The organism is Streptomyces sp. NPDC017056 (assembly GCF_044332485.1).
In the GTDB taxonomy this organism is placed as follows: domain Bacteria; phylum Actinomycetota; class Actinomycetes; order Streptomycetales; family Streptomycetaceae; genus Streptomyces.
This window is the reverse complement of sequence record NZ_JBIRPD010000009.1, coordinates 43,089-58,030: the sequence shown is the minus strand read 5'-3', so window position 1 is coordinate 58,030 and position 14,942 is coordinate 43,089. Positions and strand designations below refer to the sequence as shown.

Genomic DNA, 14,942 nt, shown 5'->3' with positions numbered 1-14,942 from the left:
CTCACTGGGTCAGGCGCCTTCCGTCACATCGGTCAGCAGAGCGGCGAAGGCCGGGCGTCCGGCGAGGTACCGCAGGGCTTGCAGGGTCCGTTCGCCGTCCAGGCGGGGGTCCAGGTCCTGTGCGCGCAGCCAGTCCCGCCACAGCCGGGCCTCCACGTCCACGCGGGGCGTGTCCAGGTCGTGGGTCTCGTACAGCGCCATGGTCGACAGCACCGGGTCGCCGGTCTCCAGCGCCCGCCGTCCCGCCAGGCGCGCCCACTCCGCGACCGGTACGCCGCGGGTCGGCACGCCCAGCCCGTCCAGCTCTGCGAAGAGCGCGGAGAAGGTGGTGGGCTCCGCGCCGACCAGGTGGTAGGCGCGGCCCGCGGAGCCGGGCTCCCGGCCGAGCCGGACGATCGCGCGGGCCACCAGGTCGACGGGCGCCACCGGCAGCGGCATGTCGTCCGCCGGGTGGGCGCCGACGGCCAGGCACGCGGCCACCAGCCGCCACAGCATGTCCAGGTCGTTGCAGGCGCCGGTGGTGGTGGCGCCGCCGATCAGTCCCGGCCGGAAGACCCGTACCCGCATGCCGTCCCGCTCGGCCTTGTCCAGGAGCCTTTCACTGGCCCACTTGGAGATGCCGTAGCCGCCGGCCTCGGGGTCCAGGGGCTGTTCCCTGCGCTCCAGCAGCCGTCCCTCGGAGCCGAGGGCCTGGCCGCAGGCGGCGAGGGTGGAGACGTAGCTGATGTCGGTGACGCCGTGGCGGCGCATCCAGCCGAGGAGGTGGTACGTGGCCAGGGTGTTGGCCGGGCGCAGCACCTCGTACGGCTCGGTGAAGACGACGTGGGCGCCGCAGTGGACGACGTGGCCGGTGCGGCGGGCCAGTTCGCCGTCGCGGAAGGTCTCGCAGATCTCGGCGATGTCGCGCAGGTCGCCGGGGACGACGTGGACGCGTGCGGGGTCGGGCTCGGGGAGCCGGAAGCGTGCGGCGGTCTCGCGCAGGCGCCTGCGGCCGTGTTCCTCGTCGTCGGCGCGGACCAGGCAGTAGACGCGGCTGCCGGGGCGGCCGGGGTCCTGGAGCAGCTCGTGCAGCAGGAAGGCGCCGACGAAGCCGGTCGCGCCGGTGAGCAGGACGTCCGTGCCGGGCGGTGCCTGGCGCGCTGCCAGGGGCGGCAGTTCGAGGGCGAGGTCGGCGTCGAGGAGGGCGGCGTCGGAGGGGCGGGTCCCGGGGGCTTGGCCGGCCGTGTCGCCGGTGTCCGCGCGGGCGGCGCGGATCGCCTCGGCGACGCGGGTGACGGTGGCCTGGCTGCCGCCGGTGCGGTGCAGGTTGAGCAGCATGCCGTACCGCTCCTGCACCTCCAGCGTCATCCGCAGGCCGAGCAGGGACGTGCCGCCGAGCGCGCCGAACTCGTCGTGCACACCGATGCCGCCGACGCCGAACAGCTCCTCCCAGAGGGCTACCAGCTCGCCTTCGAGGCCGCCGGGCCGGTCGCCGGACGCGGGCGCCTCCGCACGCGGTGCGGGCTCCCGGGCGGCGGCCCCCGGCACGGTGAACACCGACTCGTCCAGTGCCGAGCAGCGGCGCCGGGTGTACGGGTACGTGGGGAGCGTGACGCGCCGCCCGGTGCCGTCGTCGAGTGCGCGCGGGTCCACCGGGACGCCGTGCAGCCAGGCGTCCGCGAGCGCCGCGGCGATCCGCTCGTCGCGTGCGGAGCGGTCCTCGTCCTCCTCCACCGGCAGCACGTACCGGCCGGTGCCGCCCTCCCCTTCGCCGACGATCAGCAGATACGCGTCGGCGGGTAGCGAGGAGGGTATGGAGTCGTGCTGTTCGACGCGCGGCCCGAGGGCGCCGGCCAGGGCGGCGCGTATCTCCTCGGCCCGCTCGCCGGCCGCGGTGACGGCCAGGACGGCGCGGCGCGTACCGGCGCGGTGCGTGCGGACGGCGGGCGGCCGGGGCAGCCGCAGGGCGGCGGCCAGCCGGTCGGGGGCCGCGGTGACCACCCGGCGCTCGGCGAAGTCCTGCCGTCCGGTGCGCAGGGTGTGGGCGATGTCCCCGGCCGCCGCGCGGTCCTGGTCGATCTCGTCGGCCAGGAGGCGGGAGAGCGCGTCGAGTTCGGTACGGGTGCGCGCGGAGAGCTGGAGCCGTACGACGGGCCTGGCGGGTGCCGAGGGGCGCACCGGCGCGGGCGGCGGGGCCAGGACGACGCACGCGTTGGCGCCGCCCAGGCCCATCGAGTTCACCAGCACGCGGCGGCCGGGGTCGGCGCACCGCTCCAGGTCGGTGGGGACGCGGAAGGGGCTGTCGGCGAGTACGCCGGGGTCCCTGGCGTGCTCGAACATCGGGTGCGGCGCGATGGTGCCGGTGCGGGCGACGTGGATCGCCTTGATCAGCCCGGCGATGCCGGCGGCCGATCCGGCGTGCCCGATGTTCGCCTTGACGGTGCCGAGCGCGCAGTAGTTGCGGTCGGCCGCGCGTCCGCCCGCGGCGCGCAGGCCGTCGATCAGGCCGCGCAGCTCGACCTGGTCGCCCAGGGGCGTGCCGGAGCCGTGCGCCTCGGCGTACCGCAGGTCGGCCGGGTCGGTGCCGGACACCGCGAGCGCGGCGGCGACTACCGAGGCCAGGCCGTCCGGGCTGGGCGCGGTGAAGCCGGGCCGGCGGGCGCCGTCGTTGCCGACCGCGCTGCCGCCGATCACGGCGAGCACCGGGTCGCCGTCGGCGAGCGCGTCGGCGAGGCGGCGCAGCACGACCACGCCGACGCCGGAGCCCGCGCCCGTACCGGTGGACCGGATGTCGAAGGCGCGGCAGAAGCCGTCCTCGGAGAGCACGCCGCCGGGCTGGTAGTGGTAGCCGACGGACGGGTACGACAGTCCGCTGCCGCCCGCCAGGGCGATGTCGCACTCCTCCGACAGCAGGCTCAGGACGGCGTAGTGCACGGCGGTGAGCGAGGAGGAGCAGGCGGTCTGCACGGCCATGGAGGGGCCGCGCAGGCCGAGCTTGTACGCGACCCGGGTCGCCATGAAGTCGATGCCGCCGCCCAGTTGCAGGGTCAGGTCGTCGAAGGCGGCGGGGCCTTCCGTGCGGGCGCGGGCGTACTGGAGCAGGGTGTTGTACGTGCTGTTGCTCGCCCCGGCGAAGACGCCGACCTGCGGGCCGTGCTCGCCGTCGGGCAGGTGCCCGGCGCGCTCCAGGCCGTCCCTGCACGCTTCGAGGAAGAGACGCTGCTGCGGGTCGATCAGCTCGGCCTCGACGGGGGTGTAGCCGAAGAACTCGGCGGCGAACAGCTCCGGGTCCTCGATCCAGCCGGACCGGGTCACGAAGCCCGGCGCTGCGGCCGTCTCCGCGGACACGCCGCAGCGGCGCAGGTCCTCGGCCGGGATGTCCCGGAGCGAGACCACGCCCTTGTCGAGGTTGTCCCAGAACTCCTCCGGGGTCGCGGCCTCCGGGAACCGGCAGCCGACGCCCACCACCGCTACGGCGGTCTCGCTGTTCATCGCGCGGCGGCCTGCCCGGCCGCGTCGTCCCGGCGACCGCGCCGGGCGCTGCCGAGGAGGCGGCCGCGGCCCTCCGGGGAGGCCGCGGGGGCCGGCGCCGCCGGCTCGTACGACGGGTCCAGCAGCCGGGCCTGGGCGCGGACCGTGTCGTGGCGGAACAGCTCGGCGACCTCCAGCTCCCGGCCCGTCAGGTCGGAGAGTTCGTCGCTGAGCATCACCAGCAGCATCGAGTTGCCGCCCGCGTCGAAGAAGCCGGTGTCCAGGGGTGCTTCGTCGATGCCCAGCACCTCCTGCCACGCCCCGCTGACGAGCCGCAGCGGGTCTTCGGGTGCGGACGCGCTGTCTTCGGGGTTCACCACGGGGTCCTCCGGGAGGGTTCTGTTCTCAGCCACGCCGCGCCGCCGCGGTGTCGAAGAGTTCGCGGGACCGGGCCATCGCCCGGCCGACCTTGTCGTAGGCGTTCTCCGGGTCGGCGAACGGGCCGACCTCGACGCCGACCCACGCGGCGTCGACGGCGAGCAGTTGCTCGGTGAAGGCGGGCATGTCCGCGACGCCTTCGCCGGGCACCAGGTGTTCGTGGTACGTGCCGTTGGAGTCGGAGTAGTCCACGCTGTTGACCCGCCCGGCCAGCCGGCCCACCTCGGACGCGGCCACGCCGGCGACCACCAGGTGGGAGACGTCCACGTTCGCCTGGAGGGCCGGGGAGCCGACGTCGTCGAGCAGCCGCACCAGGTCGTCGACGTCGGTGACGAGGGAGGTGTCCATCGGCTCGGGCTTCACGCTGAGCCCGATGCCGCACGCCTCGGCGTAGTCGGCGAGGCGGCGCACCGAGGTGGCCAGCAGCTGCCACTGCGCCTCCTCGGGCCACATGGCGCGCCAGAACCAGTCGCCCAGCAGGATCTTCATCACCCGGCCGCCCAGTTCGCGCGTCAGGTCGACGTGCGCCTCGGCCCGCTTGAGGTGGAATTCCCGTACGACGTCGCGGAAATCGCTGAGCCCGAAGGCGTGGCAGGCGGTGAGGCTGATCGGCAGGCCCACCGCGTCCGCGTCGTTGCGGAACTGCAGCAGCCGGTCCGGCTTCAGCTCCATCGCCTCTTCGACGATGCAGATCCATTCGGCGCCCAGTTCAGCCGCGGCCCGCCACGCGTCCTTGCCCTGGTAAGGGGACCCGTAGAACGCCTGGTCGACCAGCAACCCGAGACTTGTCTGACCGGTCATGGCTCGTCCCGCTCCTCGTCGGTGCGCTTCCCGGCCCGGGCCCGGAGGAAGCCTCGGCCTCGTTCCCGCGGAACAGGGCGGCACACAATTGCGTTGCCTGTAGTGGTGGTTGCCGCATGACACCGCGCGTGCGGGCCGGTGCCGTTTCCGGCAGCGCGTCGGCCGCTCGCGGGTGGTGGTCGGTGGTGGGAAAACCGGAACCGGACGCCGTGGGCCGGTATCCGCTGCGTCTGTCCGCTATGCCGCGGGAATCGCCGCGGAAGGCACTGGTGCGGTGCGGCGGACGGCCGCACACCGGTGCGTACCCTCCGCGCGGGCGGCGGTGTCCGCCACCGCGGCCGTTCTCTCGTTGATTGCCATCATGCGCGCCCCCGTCGGCCAACGATCCTGTCGACTTGCTCCAGCCCTGTCGAACACCCGGATGCTAGCACGCATCCCTGTGCGCACCCTATGGGGGAATATCCCCTTATGACGTCGCGCGGGACAACGAACTCGCAGGTCACAGGGGGTAGTTGGACGTATCGAACGAAAGCGGGAGCGGGCGGTCCGAACGGTCGGGACCGGACTGCGCCTGCCGCGCCCGCCGCACGGAGGCGCACACCGGCGGCCACGGTCGCGAGCGGCCGCCCGCCGGGGGCGGCTCCACGCCCCGCCGCGACACGGCGGGTTGCTACTGTGCGCGCGTTGCGGAGCAGCCGTACGGGCGACTCCGGCGGGGAGCCTAAGGAGCAGATGAATCCATGCCCAGCCGCATCATGCTGAGCCCGGGGGACACGGCGACACTCGACCTGACTGACCCGCGCACCCACGCCGAGTACGACCTGCGCGAGGTATGGCGCCATCTGCGGAAGACACAGCCGTTCTACTGGCACCCGTCCACCGGCGGCGCCCCGGGCTTCTGGGTCGTCTCCCGGCACGCGGACGTCTCCGAGATCTACCGGGACGACAAGCGGTTCACGTCGGAGAAGGGCAACGTCCTCACCACGCTGCTGATGGGCGGGGACTCCGCCGCGGGCATGATGGCCGCGGTGACGGACGGGCCGCGGCACGCGGACATCCGCAAGATCCTGCTCAAGGCGTTCTCACCGCGCGCGCTGGAAGGCGTGGTGGAGAACATCCGGCGGTCCACCCGCGCGCTGCTCGCCGAGGCCGTCGCGCGCGAGGAGTGCGACTTCGCCCGGGACGTGGCCGCCGACATCCCGCTCACCGCGATCTGCGACCTGATGGGCGTGCCCGAGGCGGACCGCGCGAAGGTGCTGGAGCTGACCGCGACGGCCCTCGGCAACGACGGCGCCGCCCAGTCGCCCGTCGCGGCCTGGCAGGCGCGCAACGACATCCTCGCGTACTTCGGGACGCTGGCCGAGGAGCGCCGCAGGAACCCGGGCACCGATGCCGTCAGTGTGCTGGCCACCGGGACGATCGAGGGTGAGCCGCTGACCATGGACGAGATCGTGGTCAACTGCTACAGCCTGATCATCGGCGGCGACGAGACCAGCCGGATGTCGATGACCGGCGGGGTGCTCGCGCTGGTCGAACACCCGGAGCAGTGGCGGGCGCTGAAGAACGGCGAGGTGGAGATCGCCACCGCGGTCGACGAGATCCTGCGCTGGACCACGCCCGCGCTGCACTTCGGCCGTACGGCCCTGGAGGACGTACCGGCCGGCGGGCAGGGGCAGGTGATCAGGGCCGGGGACGTCGTGACGCTGTGGAACGACTCGGCGAACATGGACGAGGAGGTCTTCGAGGCCCCGGAGCGCTTCCTGCTCGGCCGCACCCCCAACAAGCACCTGTCCTTCGGCTACGGCCCGCACTTCTGCCTCGGCGCCTACCTCGGGCGGGCCGAGATCGCCGCCATGCTGACCGGGCTGCGGGAGGTCGTCGCCTCGGTGGAACAGCGCGGCGACATCCGGCGCAACTACTCCAATCTGCTGAGCGGCGTGACCAGCATGCCGGTGGCCCTGCGGCCGGAGTGAGGCGGCAAGGCGGCGGCCCGGCACCCTTGCGAAAGGCAGGGTGCCGGGCCGCCGCGCGAAGGACCCGCTCAGCCGTCGAGGCGGACCGGCAGCGACTCGATGCCGTACACGATCGACAGCTTGCGGAACGCCAGCTCGTCAGGACCGACCGCGAGCCGCATGTTGGGGAAGCGCCGCACCAGCGCGGGGTAGGCGGCGCGCAGCTCCATCTTGGCCAGCTCGGCGCCGACGCAGCGGTGGATGCCGTACCCGAAGGCGAGGTGCGAGGGAACGTTGCGGGACGGGTCGAAGCGCTCCATCTCCGGGCCCAGCTTGCCGTCCCGGTCGGCGCCGCTCAGCGAGCACAGCACCACGTCGCCCTTGGCGATCTGCACCCCGGCGATCTCCAGGTCCTCGCGCGCGAACCGGGGGAAGGCCACCTGGACGACGGTGAGGTAGCGCAGCAGCTCCTCGACGTAGCGGTCGGCCGCCTCGTCGCCGTCCTTGAGGGCCGCGAAGTGCGAGGAGTCCTGGAGGAGCACCAGGGCGCCGAGCGCGAGCATGCTCGCGGTCGTCTCGAAGCCGCCGGTCAGCACGCCGTCGGCGAGGCCCGCCAGCTCCTCGTCGCTGACCGTGTCGCCGTGCTCCTTCACGATCATGCCGAGCAGGCCGTCGCCCGGGTCCTTCCGCTGCTTCTTGACCACCTCGCGGAAATAGGCGAGCGATTCCGATATGGCGCCGAAGGACGCGTTGGCGCCGCTGAAAAGGTCGAAGCGGGCCGCGCTCAGCCGCTCGAAGTCCGCGCGGTCCTCGTACGGCACCCCGAGGAGTTCGCAAATGACCAGGGACGGAATCGGCAGGGCGAAGTGCTCGACGATATCGACCGGCTCGCCGGACCGGCCGGCCTTCTCCATGGCGTCCAGCCGCTCCTCCACGATCTCGTGGATACGCGGCGTGAGCCGGCCGAGCCGGCGCATGGTGAATTCCGGGGTCAGCAGGCGGCGCAGCCGGGTGTGCACCGGCGGGTCGGCGAAGCCGAGGCCGCCGGGGTTCTGGTCGGTGCTGGCACCGGCCTGGCCGATGAGGTTGGTGAAGTCGGAGCTGAAGGCGTTGCCCTTGCCCAGCACCGCCTTGACCTCGTCGTAACCGGTGACCAGCCACACGTTGGCGGCGATCGGCACCGGCAGCTTGCTGATGGGCTCCTTCTCGCGCACCGTCGCCAGCTCGCCCACGGGGTCGAGGCCGTCCCGCCGCAAGGGCATCAGCACAGACTCGGGCAAGAAAGACATCCGAGACAGGTCGAAGCCCTTCTTCCTCGTTCTTGCCATATACAAGCGGCCGGCCCAGGCGATGATCCGGGAACGGAGAGTCGTCATGACGCTAATACTGCCTTTCGTCGAGGGGGACGGTCACCCGCCCTCGGCGGGCCCCGGTAAGGGCTGCCGAACGCCGGGACATCCGCTCGGCGTTCGCGGATGTGACGTGCGCCATGAACCGGTCGGCCGCATCCAGCGTGACGAGCTCAGCCTTGTACATATGTGTGCGCGTGGTCTGAGGGCGAGTTTACAAACTGCCATTGCGGCCAATCACGGATCAACCCTTGTTCGTCCCCTAGGGGCGCCCCCGACGGAGCCGCGACACCCCGGCCCACCACGCCGGCCGGGCCCGGCCCGGAGCAGGTGGGGCGCCGTCTCGGCGTCCGGTCGCCAGGGCGCCGCACGGCCGGGCCGGCGCGGAAAGAGTGCCCACCCGGCCCGGAATCGGAGACCGTGCGGCCGCCTCGCGCGGAACGGCACGCGCCCCGCCCGCCGGGGAAGCCGTACCCGTACGGCCCTCCCGCCCCCGGGGGCCACGCCACCCCACCCGGCCATCGGCAACAACCTCGCACCACACACCCCACACACACCGACATAAAGGACATATATCCCCACGCTTGCTACGTTGCCTGCCATGACGGCTACCGCGGCGGACACTCCCCCACCGGGCCTGAGACTGCCCAGACGCCGGGGCACCGAGCTGCTGCTCCTCGTCGGAGCCGTCCTCATCAGCGTCTACGGGTACATCGACGTCGGACTCGCCCGGCAGAACGCGGTGCCGGGCGACGCGGCGAGCTACGGCGCGGGGCTGGGGGCCCTGGCCCTCCTCGGCCACCTCGCCGTACGGTTGCGCGCTCCGTTCGCCGACCCCCTGCTGCTGCCCATCGCCATCCTGCTGAACGGGCTCGGGCTGGTCCTGATCTTCCGGCTCGACCTGGAGACACCCAGGGACCAGGCGGCACCCACCCAGCTGGTCTGGTCCGCGCTCGGCGTCGCCCTGTTCGCCGCCGTGGTCCTGCTGCTGCGCGACCACCGCACCCTCCAGCGCTACGCCTACGTGTCGGTCGCCGCCGGACTCGTCCTGATGATCGTCCCGATCCTCTTCCCGGCGGTGAACGGGGCCAAGATCTGGATCCGGGTGGCGGGGTTCTCCTTCCAGCCCGGCGAGTTCGCGAAAATCCTGATCACCGTCTTCTTCGCCGCCTACCTGGCGGCCAACCGCAACGCCCTGGCCCACACCGGCAGACGGATGTGGAAATTCCAGTTCCCCACCGGCCGGGTGCTCGGCCCGATCGCCGCCATCTGGCTGGTCAGCGTCGGCGTCCTGGTCCTCGAACGCGACCTGGGCACCTCGCTGCTCTTCTTCGGCGTCTTTGTCGTCCTGCTGTACGTGGCCACCGGGCGCACCGGCTGGATCGCGGTGGGCCTGCTGCTCGCCGCCGTCGGAGCCGCCGCCGTCGGCTCCGTCGAACCCCACGTGCACAGCCGGGTCGCGGACTGGCTGCACCCGTTCGCCAGCATCGAGGCGGGCCGCGGCGCGGGCCAGCTCGCCCAGTCGCTGTTCGCCTTCGCCGCCGGCGGGCTGCTCGGCACCGGCCTGGGCGAGGGCCACTCCGCCCTCATCGGCTTCGCCATGAAGTCGGACTTCATCCTGGCCACCTTCGGCGAGGAACTGGGCCTGGTCGGCCTCACCGGGCTCTTCCTCCTGTACGCGCTGCTGGTCGCCCGCGGCTACCGGGCGGGCCTGGCGCTGCGCGACCCGTTCGGCCGGCTGCTCGCCGTCGGCCTCGCCTCCCTGCTCGCCATCCAGGTCTTCGTCATCGCCGGCGGGGTGATGGGCCTGATCCCGCTGACCGGCATGGCGATGCCGTTCCTCGCCCAGGGCGGCTCGTCCGTCGTCACCAACTGGATCATCATCGCGCTGCTCGTCCGGATCAGCGACAGCGCCCGCAGACCCCACCCGGACGCCGCGGAGACCGGCGTCGTCGCGCCCGTACGCACCCGCGGCGCGCCGTCGGGGGCCTCCGCCGAGCCGGACGGGGACGCCCCGTACCTCACCGGGTACGCGGGCGGCCCGCGCGAACCCGGCGGCCCCGGCCCGGAACCCCCCGCCACCGGCCGCACCGACCACGACGACGAGGGCGGTGCCCGATGATCCGCTACATCCGCCGCGCCAGCGTCTTCTGCCTCCTCCTGCTCGTCGCGCTGCTCCTGAACGCCGCGCGCGTCCAGGTCTTCAAGGCCGACGAGTACGACAAGAACCCCGCCAACCGGCGCCCCGTACTGGCCCGTTACAGCCAGCCGCGCGGCAACATCCTGGTCGGCGGCGAACCGGTCACCGGATCCCGCGACAGCGGCGGGCATCTGCGCTACGAACGCACGTACACCCAGGGCCCGCGCTACGCCCCCGTCACCGGCTACGCCTCCCAGACCTACGGCACCACGCTCCTGGAGAACGCCGAGGACGGCGTGCTGTCCGGCACCGACCCCCGCCTCGCCCCGGTCCCCCTGTGGACGGACATCACGCGCGAGCAACAGCCCGGCGGTGACGTGCTGACCACGATCGACGCCGCGACGCAACAGGCCGCGTTCGAGGGGCTGGGCGGCAAAAAGGGCGCGGTGGCCGCCGTCGAGCCGCGGACCGGCAAGATCCTGGCGCTGGTCAGCACGCCCTCGTACGACCCGGACGACATCGCCGGCACCGGACAGCCGGCCGCCGACGCCTGGGCCCGGCTCAACCGGGACGGCGACCAGCCGATGCTCAACCGCGCGCTGCGCCAGACGTACCCGCCGGGCTCCACCTTCAAGATCGTCACGGCCGCCGCGGCACTGGACCACCGCAAGGTCACCGACCCCGACGCGGCCACCGACACCCCGAGCCCGTACCCCCTCCCCGGGACGTCGACGCAGCTCACCAACGAGGCGGGCGGCTGCGAGAACGCGACGCTCCGGCACGCCTTCGAGGTCTCCTGCAACACCGTCTTCGCCCACCTCGGCGTGGACGTCGGACTCGAAGACATGATCGACACCGCCGAGAACTTCGGCTTCAACTCCACCGACCTGAAAATCCCCTCCACCGCCGCCCGCAGCAACTTCGACACCGACATGAACGACGCACAGCTCGCGCTCTCCGCCATCGGCCAGTACGACACCACGGCCACCCCGCTCCAGATGGCCATGGTCGCCGCGGCGGTGGCAGCCGACGGCGCCGTCATGTCCCCCTACCTGGTCGACAAGGTGACCGACGCGCACGGCGAGACGGTCTCCACCACCCGGCAGAAAACCCTGCACCGGGCCATGAGCCCCGGCACGGCCCGACGCCTCCAGGAGATGATGACCGGCGTCGTCACCCAGGGCACCGGCACCGGCGCGGCGATCGGCGGGGCCACGGTCGGCGGCAAGACCGGCACCGCGCAGCACGGAGTACGCAACGAGGGCACCCCGTACGCCTGGTTCGTCTCCTGGGCCAAGAAGGACGGCGCGCGGGACCCGGCGGTGGCCGTGGCGGTGGTCGTCGAGGACGCGTCCGCCAACCGCGCGGACATCAGCGGCGGGGGCAGCGCGGCCCCCATCGCCCGCGCGGTGATGCGGGCGGCGCTACGGTGACGTACGAGAACACGGGAGCCGGGGAGCACCGGGGCCGGGGAGCACCGGGGCCGGGGAAACACAGGGGCCGGGGAAACAGGGGGACACTCATGAACCAACCACACCTCTCCCTCACCGAGGTCGAGGCGCTGGCCCGTCGCGCGCACGAAGGACAGACCGACAAGGCGGGCCGCCCGTACGCGGAGCACCTCGCCGCGGTCGCCGAGGGCGTACGGGCGCGCGGCGGCAGCGACGAACAGATCGCCGCGGCCTGGCTGCACGACGCGATCGAGGACGACGCGCTGACGCCCGCGTGGCTGGCCGGGGCCGCGCTCACCGAGCACACCAAAGCGATGATCCGCGCGGTCACCAAGCGCCCGGGCGAACCGGTCGAGGCGTACACGGCCCGCATCCTCGCCACCCCGGGCGCGCTCCTGGTCAAGGAAGCGGACCTGGCCCACAACGCCGACCCGGCACGGCTAGCCGCCCTGCCCCCCGTCACCCGCGACCGCCTGACCGCCAAGTACACCCACACCCGCACCCTCCTGAACCTCCCCCACTAACCTCACTCCCCCTTCCACCCCCCGGACACCACCCCACAAACCTGCCCCACACAGCTACCCTGCCCGCCATGACGACCTCGGAGCCCTCGGACACCCCCGCCCCCTCGGCCCCCGGAAACCGCGTGATCGCCGCCCTCCACGACGCGAGCGTCCGCCGCCTCACCACCGGCCAGGTCATCCTCGACGCCATCGACTGGGCCGTACGGGCCGGCGAACACTGGGCCCTCCTCGGCCCCAACGGCGCGGGCAAGACCACCGTGCTACGACTCGTCGGCGCGCTGATGTTCCCCACCACCGGCACGGTCGAAGTCCTCGGCCACCGCCTGGGCACCGTGGACGTACGCGAACTGCGCGCCGCGATCGGCCTCGTCTCCAGCGCGCAGAAAGTCCCCCAGGACGCCACCGGCAACACCGTCGTCCTCACCGGAGCGACCGGCACCGTGCAGCCGCTGTGGGGAAAGTACGACGACGCCACACGCGAGCGCGCGCACGAGCTGCTGACCGAGCTGGAGTGCAAGGACCTGGCGGACCGGCCGTACGGCGTGTGCTCCGGCGGACAACGGGCCCGCCTCCTCATCGCCCGCGCGCTGATGGCCAACCCCTCGCTGCTCCTCCTGGACGAACCGTTCAACGCACTCGACCTGCCGTCCAGGGAAGACCTGATCGACACCATGCACCGCCTGGCCGAGACCCGCCCCGACCTGGCAACCGTCACGGTCACCCACCACCTGGAAGAACTCTCCCCCGCCATCGGCCACGCCCTGCTCCTACGCGACGGCCGCGTGCAGGCGGCAGGACCGGTGGCGGACACCCTCACCGACTCCCGCCTAACGGCCTGCTTCGGCCGCCCCATCCAAGTAACCCACCACAACAACCGCTGGCACGCCCACTCAGGACGCCACTAACCGTCCAACCGGCCACATTTAAGCGCCCGGACGAACGCCCCCCACGACCCCGAGCCGGCCGCCGCGACGACGGCCGGCTCGTCGCTCTCCCGAAAGCGGACGGGCCCGCCGGAGCTCGCGGCCACCTCCACGCACTCTCCGTGGTCCCCGGTGCTGAATGATGACTTGCGCCACACGACCTCTTCCGCTTCGCACGCCAAGCAGGCGTGTCGGCCATGACGGCCAGACGGACACCCTGCTCGCACGCACCGGTCCAGCAGCCCTGGCTCAACCATCCAACTGACCTCCTTGGACGGCCCGAACGAAAGCCTTCCACGCCCCCGAGCCGGTCGACGCAACCACGGCCGGCTCGTCGCCCTCCCGGAAACACACCCGCCCGCCAGGACCGACGGCCGTCTCCACACAGTCGCCGTTACCCCCGCCACTGAACGAGGACTTGCGCCACACGAGCTCGTACATCCGTCTCCCTCTTACATCCTGTACATCACGTGCTGGATGAGACTGAGCGAGTCCCGAGACTCATGGGACTCAGGTGTCGACTCCGGATCGACAGCAGGAAGGGCCAGCCCGGACAGTCGCTCGAACATCTTGGCGTACTCCTCGATGTGGTCGCCATCCCGCAGGAACACGGAGTCCATCGGATGCTCCAGGTGCACCGTGTCGAGTTCGGGCACCGATCCGCCGAAGATCCCGAAGGACCGGCTGAAGGACGAGTACGAACCCGCTTCGAACGGAAAGACCTGCACCGTGACGTTCGGCTGCCGAGCCGCTTCGATCAAGCGCAGGAGTTGCCGACGCATGACCTTCGGTCCACCGATCTGAACGTGCAGTGCAGCTTCGTGAACGATGGCCCGATACGTGACCACACCGGCCAGGATGCGCTGCCGCGCCATCCGGAACTCCACGAAGCGCTCCACCCGGTGCTCGTCCTGCTCCGATTCCGCGATGACCGCACGTGCGTAGTCCGCCGTCTGCAGCAGCCCAGGCACGAACAGCGGCTCATGGACGCGAATGCCCGCGGACCGGGCCTCCAACTCGGCCAGGTCGCGCCCGACCGGCGCCACCACATCGCGGAAGTCGCCCCACCAGCCCCTTCCCGTCTCCTGAGCCATGGCCATGAGCTCTTCGAACAGTGGGCCGTGCGGGCACCCGTAGCGGCGCAGGAGCATGTAGAGCCGATTGCGCGCGACATCCACGCGGCCCGCCTCGATATTGCTGATTCGGGTGCGGTCCGCGTCCAGCAGGGATCCGGCCTGATCGCCGGAGAGTCCCGCGCGGTTCCGCAGCTTTCGTAGCTCCAGTCCGAGTCTCCGTTGGCGCTCCGTGGGACGCGTTCTGGGTGGCATGCGCACCTCCTCGTCTCCTGCGCAGTCTCCCGAACCCAACACGGCCTACCCGGCGGGGAGTCGGCGCTTCACCCGCGCGGGTGGAATGACGCGGGAACGGTTGCAACAAACGACGACCGTTCCCTACTTTCGGCACCGTTCCACCCCCTTTCGGCAGGAGACCCCCATGCACACCTGCTCCCTCGTCTTCCCACCCGACCCCGTCTGGGTCCGCGTCGCGCGGGAAGCCGTGCGGGCGTTGCTCGCGGCGGTGGGGCGGGGGGATCTTGCCGACGACGCGCTGCTGCTCACGTCCGAGGCGGTCACCAATGCCGTCAACGCGTGTCGTACGAGCGACTGCTCAGCGCCGGTCACGGTGTACGCGGAGTGGTCCGTACCCAGTCAGCTCCGGGTGCTGGTCCATGACGAGGCCGCCGGGCTGCCGGTGTGTGCGGCGGCCTCGGCCGGGGCCGAGGCCGCGGAGACCGGGCGCGGCATACTGCTCATCTCGGCTAACGCCGCCGCGTGGGGCGTGTGCCGGCACGGCGTGGGGCCGGGCAAGGCGACATGGTTCGAGGTGGGGGCGTTGATGGGCCGGGCGTGAGGG

At 72.2% G+C, this 14,942-nt stretch carries 13 protein-coding genes; 6 read left to right on the top strand and 7 right to left on the bottom strand.

The genetic code is table 11. The features are described from left to right. Positions 1-9 precede the first annotated feature (9 nt). The 3 genes from ACH4OW_RS17895 to ACH4OW_RS17885 are packed head-to-tail and all read right to left on the bottom strand — an operon-like array spanning position 10 to position 4,689. On the bottom strand, positions 10-3,471 hold the full coding sequence (locus ACH4OW_RS17895) for a thioester reductase domain-containing protein (protein WP_398028769.1): 3,462 nt from the start codon (positions 3,469-3,471) through the stop codon (positions 10-12). Continuing rightward, on the bottom strand, positions 3,468-3,863 hold the full coding sequence (locus ACH4OW_RS17890) for an acyl carrier protein (protein ID WP_398028766.1): 396 nt from the start codon (positions 3,861-3,863) through the stop codon (positions 3,468-3,470). The genes ACH4OW_RS17895 and ACH4OW_RS17890 overlap by 4 nt, the downstream gene beginning before the upstream one ends. After that, a complete protein-coding gene (locus tag ACH4OW_RS17885) occupies positions 3,856-4,689 on the bottom strand; it encodes a sugar phosphate isomerase/epimerase family protein (protein WP_360132203.1) in 834 nt (277 codons plus the stop codon). Before ACH4OW_RS17885 ends, ACH4OW_RS17890 begins: the two co-directional genes overlap by 8 nt. A gap of 740 nt (positions 4,690-5,429) precedes the next feature. On the opposite strand from ACH4OW_RS17885, the gene ACH4OW_RS17880 reads away from it, so the two are divergent. Beyond that, a complete protein-coding gene (locus tag ACH4OW_RS17880) occupies positions 5,430-6,662 on the top strand; it encodes a cytochrome P450 (protein WP_398028763.1) in 1,233 nt (410 codons plus the stop codon). Between the two features lie 68 nt (positions 6,663-6,730). On the opposite strand, the gene ACH4OW_RS17875 is transcribed toward ACH4OW_RS17880, so the two are convergent. Further along, positions 6,731-7,969, bottom strand: coding sequence for a cytochrome P450 (locus tag ACH4OW_RS17875; protein ID WP_360132323.1), 1,239 nt, complete (start codon positions 7,967-7,969; stop codon positions 6,731-6,733). Between the two features lie 622 nt (positions 7,970-8,591). Between ACH4OW_RS17875 and ACH4OW_RS17870 the strand changes: the two genes are divergently transcribed. From ACH4OW_RS17870 to ACH4OW_RS17855, 4 genes are all read left to right on the top strand, one after another. Further along, on the top strand, positions 8,592-10,112 hold the full coding sequence (locus ACH4OW_RS17870) for an FtsW/RodA/SpoVE family cell cycle protein (RefSeq protein WP_398028760.1): 1,521 nt from the start codon (positions 8,592-8,594) through the stop codon (positions 10,110-10,112). After that, positions 10,109-11,563 (top strand): penicillin-binding transpeptidase domain-containing protein, encoded by a 1,455-nt coding sequence (locus ACH4OW_RS17865; RefSeq protein ID WP_398028757.1) that lies wholly within the window; start codon positions 10,109-10,111, stop codon positions 11,561-11,563. The genes ACH4OW_RS17870 and ACH4OW_RS17865 overlap by 4 nt, the downstream gene beginning before the upstream one ends. 89 nt (positions 11,564-11,652) lie before the next feature. Then, positions 11,653-12,105: an HD domain-containing protein gene (locus tag ACH4OW_RS17860; RefSeq protein ID WP_398028754.1), complete on the top strand. Its 453-nt coding sequence runs from the start codon at positions 11,653-11,655 to the stop codon at positions 12,103-12,105. Between the two features lie 68 nt (positions 12,106-12,173). After that, positions 12,174-13,010, top strand: coding sequence for an ABC transporter ATP-binding protein (locus tag ACH4OW_RS17855; protein WP_398028752.1), 837 nt, complete (start codon positions 12,174-12,176; stop codon positions 13,008-13,010). Here ACH4OW_RS17855 and ACH4OW_RS17850 read toward each other — a convergent pair. The 3 genes from ACH4OW_RS17850 to ACH4OW_RS17840 are packed head-to-tail and all read right to left on the bottom strand — an operon-like array spanning position 13,007 to position 14,356. Then, positions 13,007-13,285, bottom strand: coding sequence for a DUF397 domain-containing protein (locus ACH4OW_RS17850; protein ID WP_398028749.1), 279 nt, complete (start codon positions 13,283-13,285; stop codon positions 13,007-13,009). The two genes, ACH4OW_RS17855 and ACH4OW_RS17850, sit on opposite strands and share 4 nt — an antisense overlap. Continuing rightward, positions 13,278-13,469 carry a DUF397 domain-containing protein gene (locus ACH4OW_RS17845; RefSeq protein WP_398028746.1) on the bottom strand — a complete coding sequence of 64 codons (192 nt, stop codon included), beginning with the start codon at positions 13,467-13,469 and terminating at the stop codon, positions 13,278-13,280. Before ACH4OW_RS17845 ends, ACH4OW_RS17850 begins: the two co-directional genes overlap by 8 nt. A gap of 11 nt (positions 13,470-13,480) precedes the next feature. Further along, complete coding sequence (locus ACH4OW_RS17840; RefSeq protein ID WP_398028744.1) at positions 13,481-14,356, bottom strand: helix-turn-helix domain-containing protein; 876 nt, start codon at positions 14,354-14,356, stop codon at positions 13,481-13,483. 166 nt (positions 14,357-14,522) lie between these two features. Here ACH4OW_RS17840 and ACH4OW_RS17835 point away from each other — a divergent pair, with 166 nt between their 5' ends. Further along, positions 14,523-14,939, top strand: coding sequence for an ATP-binding protein (locus ACH4OW_RS17835; RefSeq protein ID WP_398028742.1), 417 nt, complete (start codon positions 14,523-14,525; stop codon positions 14,937-14,939). Positions 14,940-14,942 lie beyond the last annotated feature (3 nt).

Bases quoted from the DNA above. Each gene is read 5' to 3' on its own strand.
- ACH4OW_RS17895 (WP_398028769.1), bottom strand. From the start codon at position 3,471: ATGAACAGCGAGACCGCCGTAGCGGTGGTGGGCGTCGGCTGCCGGTTC.
- ACH4OW_RS17885 (WP_360132203.1), bottom strand. From the start codon at position 4,689: ATGACCGGTCAGACAAGTCTCGGGTTGCTGGTCGACCAGGCGTTCTAC.
- ACH4OW_RS17880 (WP_398028763.1), top strand. From the start codon at position 5,430: ATGCCCAGCCGCATCATGCTGAGCCCGGGGGACACGGCGACACTCGAC.
- ACH4OW_RS17875 (WP_360132323.1), bottom strand. From the start codon at position 7,969: ATGGCAAGAACGAGGAAGAAGGGCTTCGACCTGTCTCGGATGTCTTTC.
- ACH4OW_RS17870 (WP_398028760.1), top strand. From the start codon at position 8,592: ATGACGGCTACCGCGGCGGACACTCCCCCACCGGGCCTGAGACTGCCC.
- ACH4OW_RS17865 (WP_398028757.1), top strand. From the start codon at position 10,109: ATGATCCGCTACATCCGCCGCGCCAGCGTCTTCTGCCTCCTCCTGCTC.
- ACH4OW_RS17860 (WP_398028754.1), top strand. From the start codon at position 11,653: ATGAACCAACCACACCTCTCCCTCACCGAGGTCGAGGCGCTGGCCCGT.
- ACH4OW_RS17855 (WP_398028752.1), top strand. From the start codon at position 12,174: ATGACGACCTCGGAGCCCTCGGACACCCCCGCCCCCTCGGCCCCCGGA.
- ACH4OW_RS17850 (WP_398028749.1), bottom strand. From the start codon at position 13,285: ATGGTTGAGCCAGGGCTGCTGGACCGGTGCGTGCGAGCAGGGTGTCCG.
- ACH4OW_RS17845 (WP_398028746.1), bottom strand. From the start codon at position 13,469: ATGTACGAGCTCGTGTGGCGCAAGTCCTCGTTCAGTGGCGGGGGTAAC.
- ACH4OW_RS17840 (WP_398028744.1), bottom strand. From the start codon at position 14,356: ATGCCACCCAGAACGCGTCCCACGGAGCGCCAACGGAGACTCGGACTG.
- ACH4OW_RS17835 (WP_398028742.1), top strand. From the start codon at position 14,523: ATGCACACCTGCTCCCTCGTCTTCCCACCCGACCCCGTCTGGGTCCGC.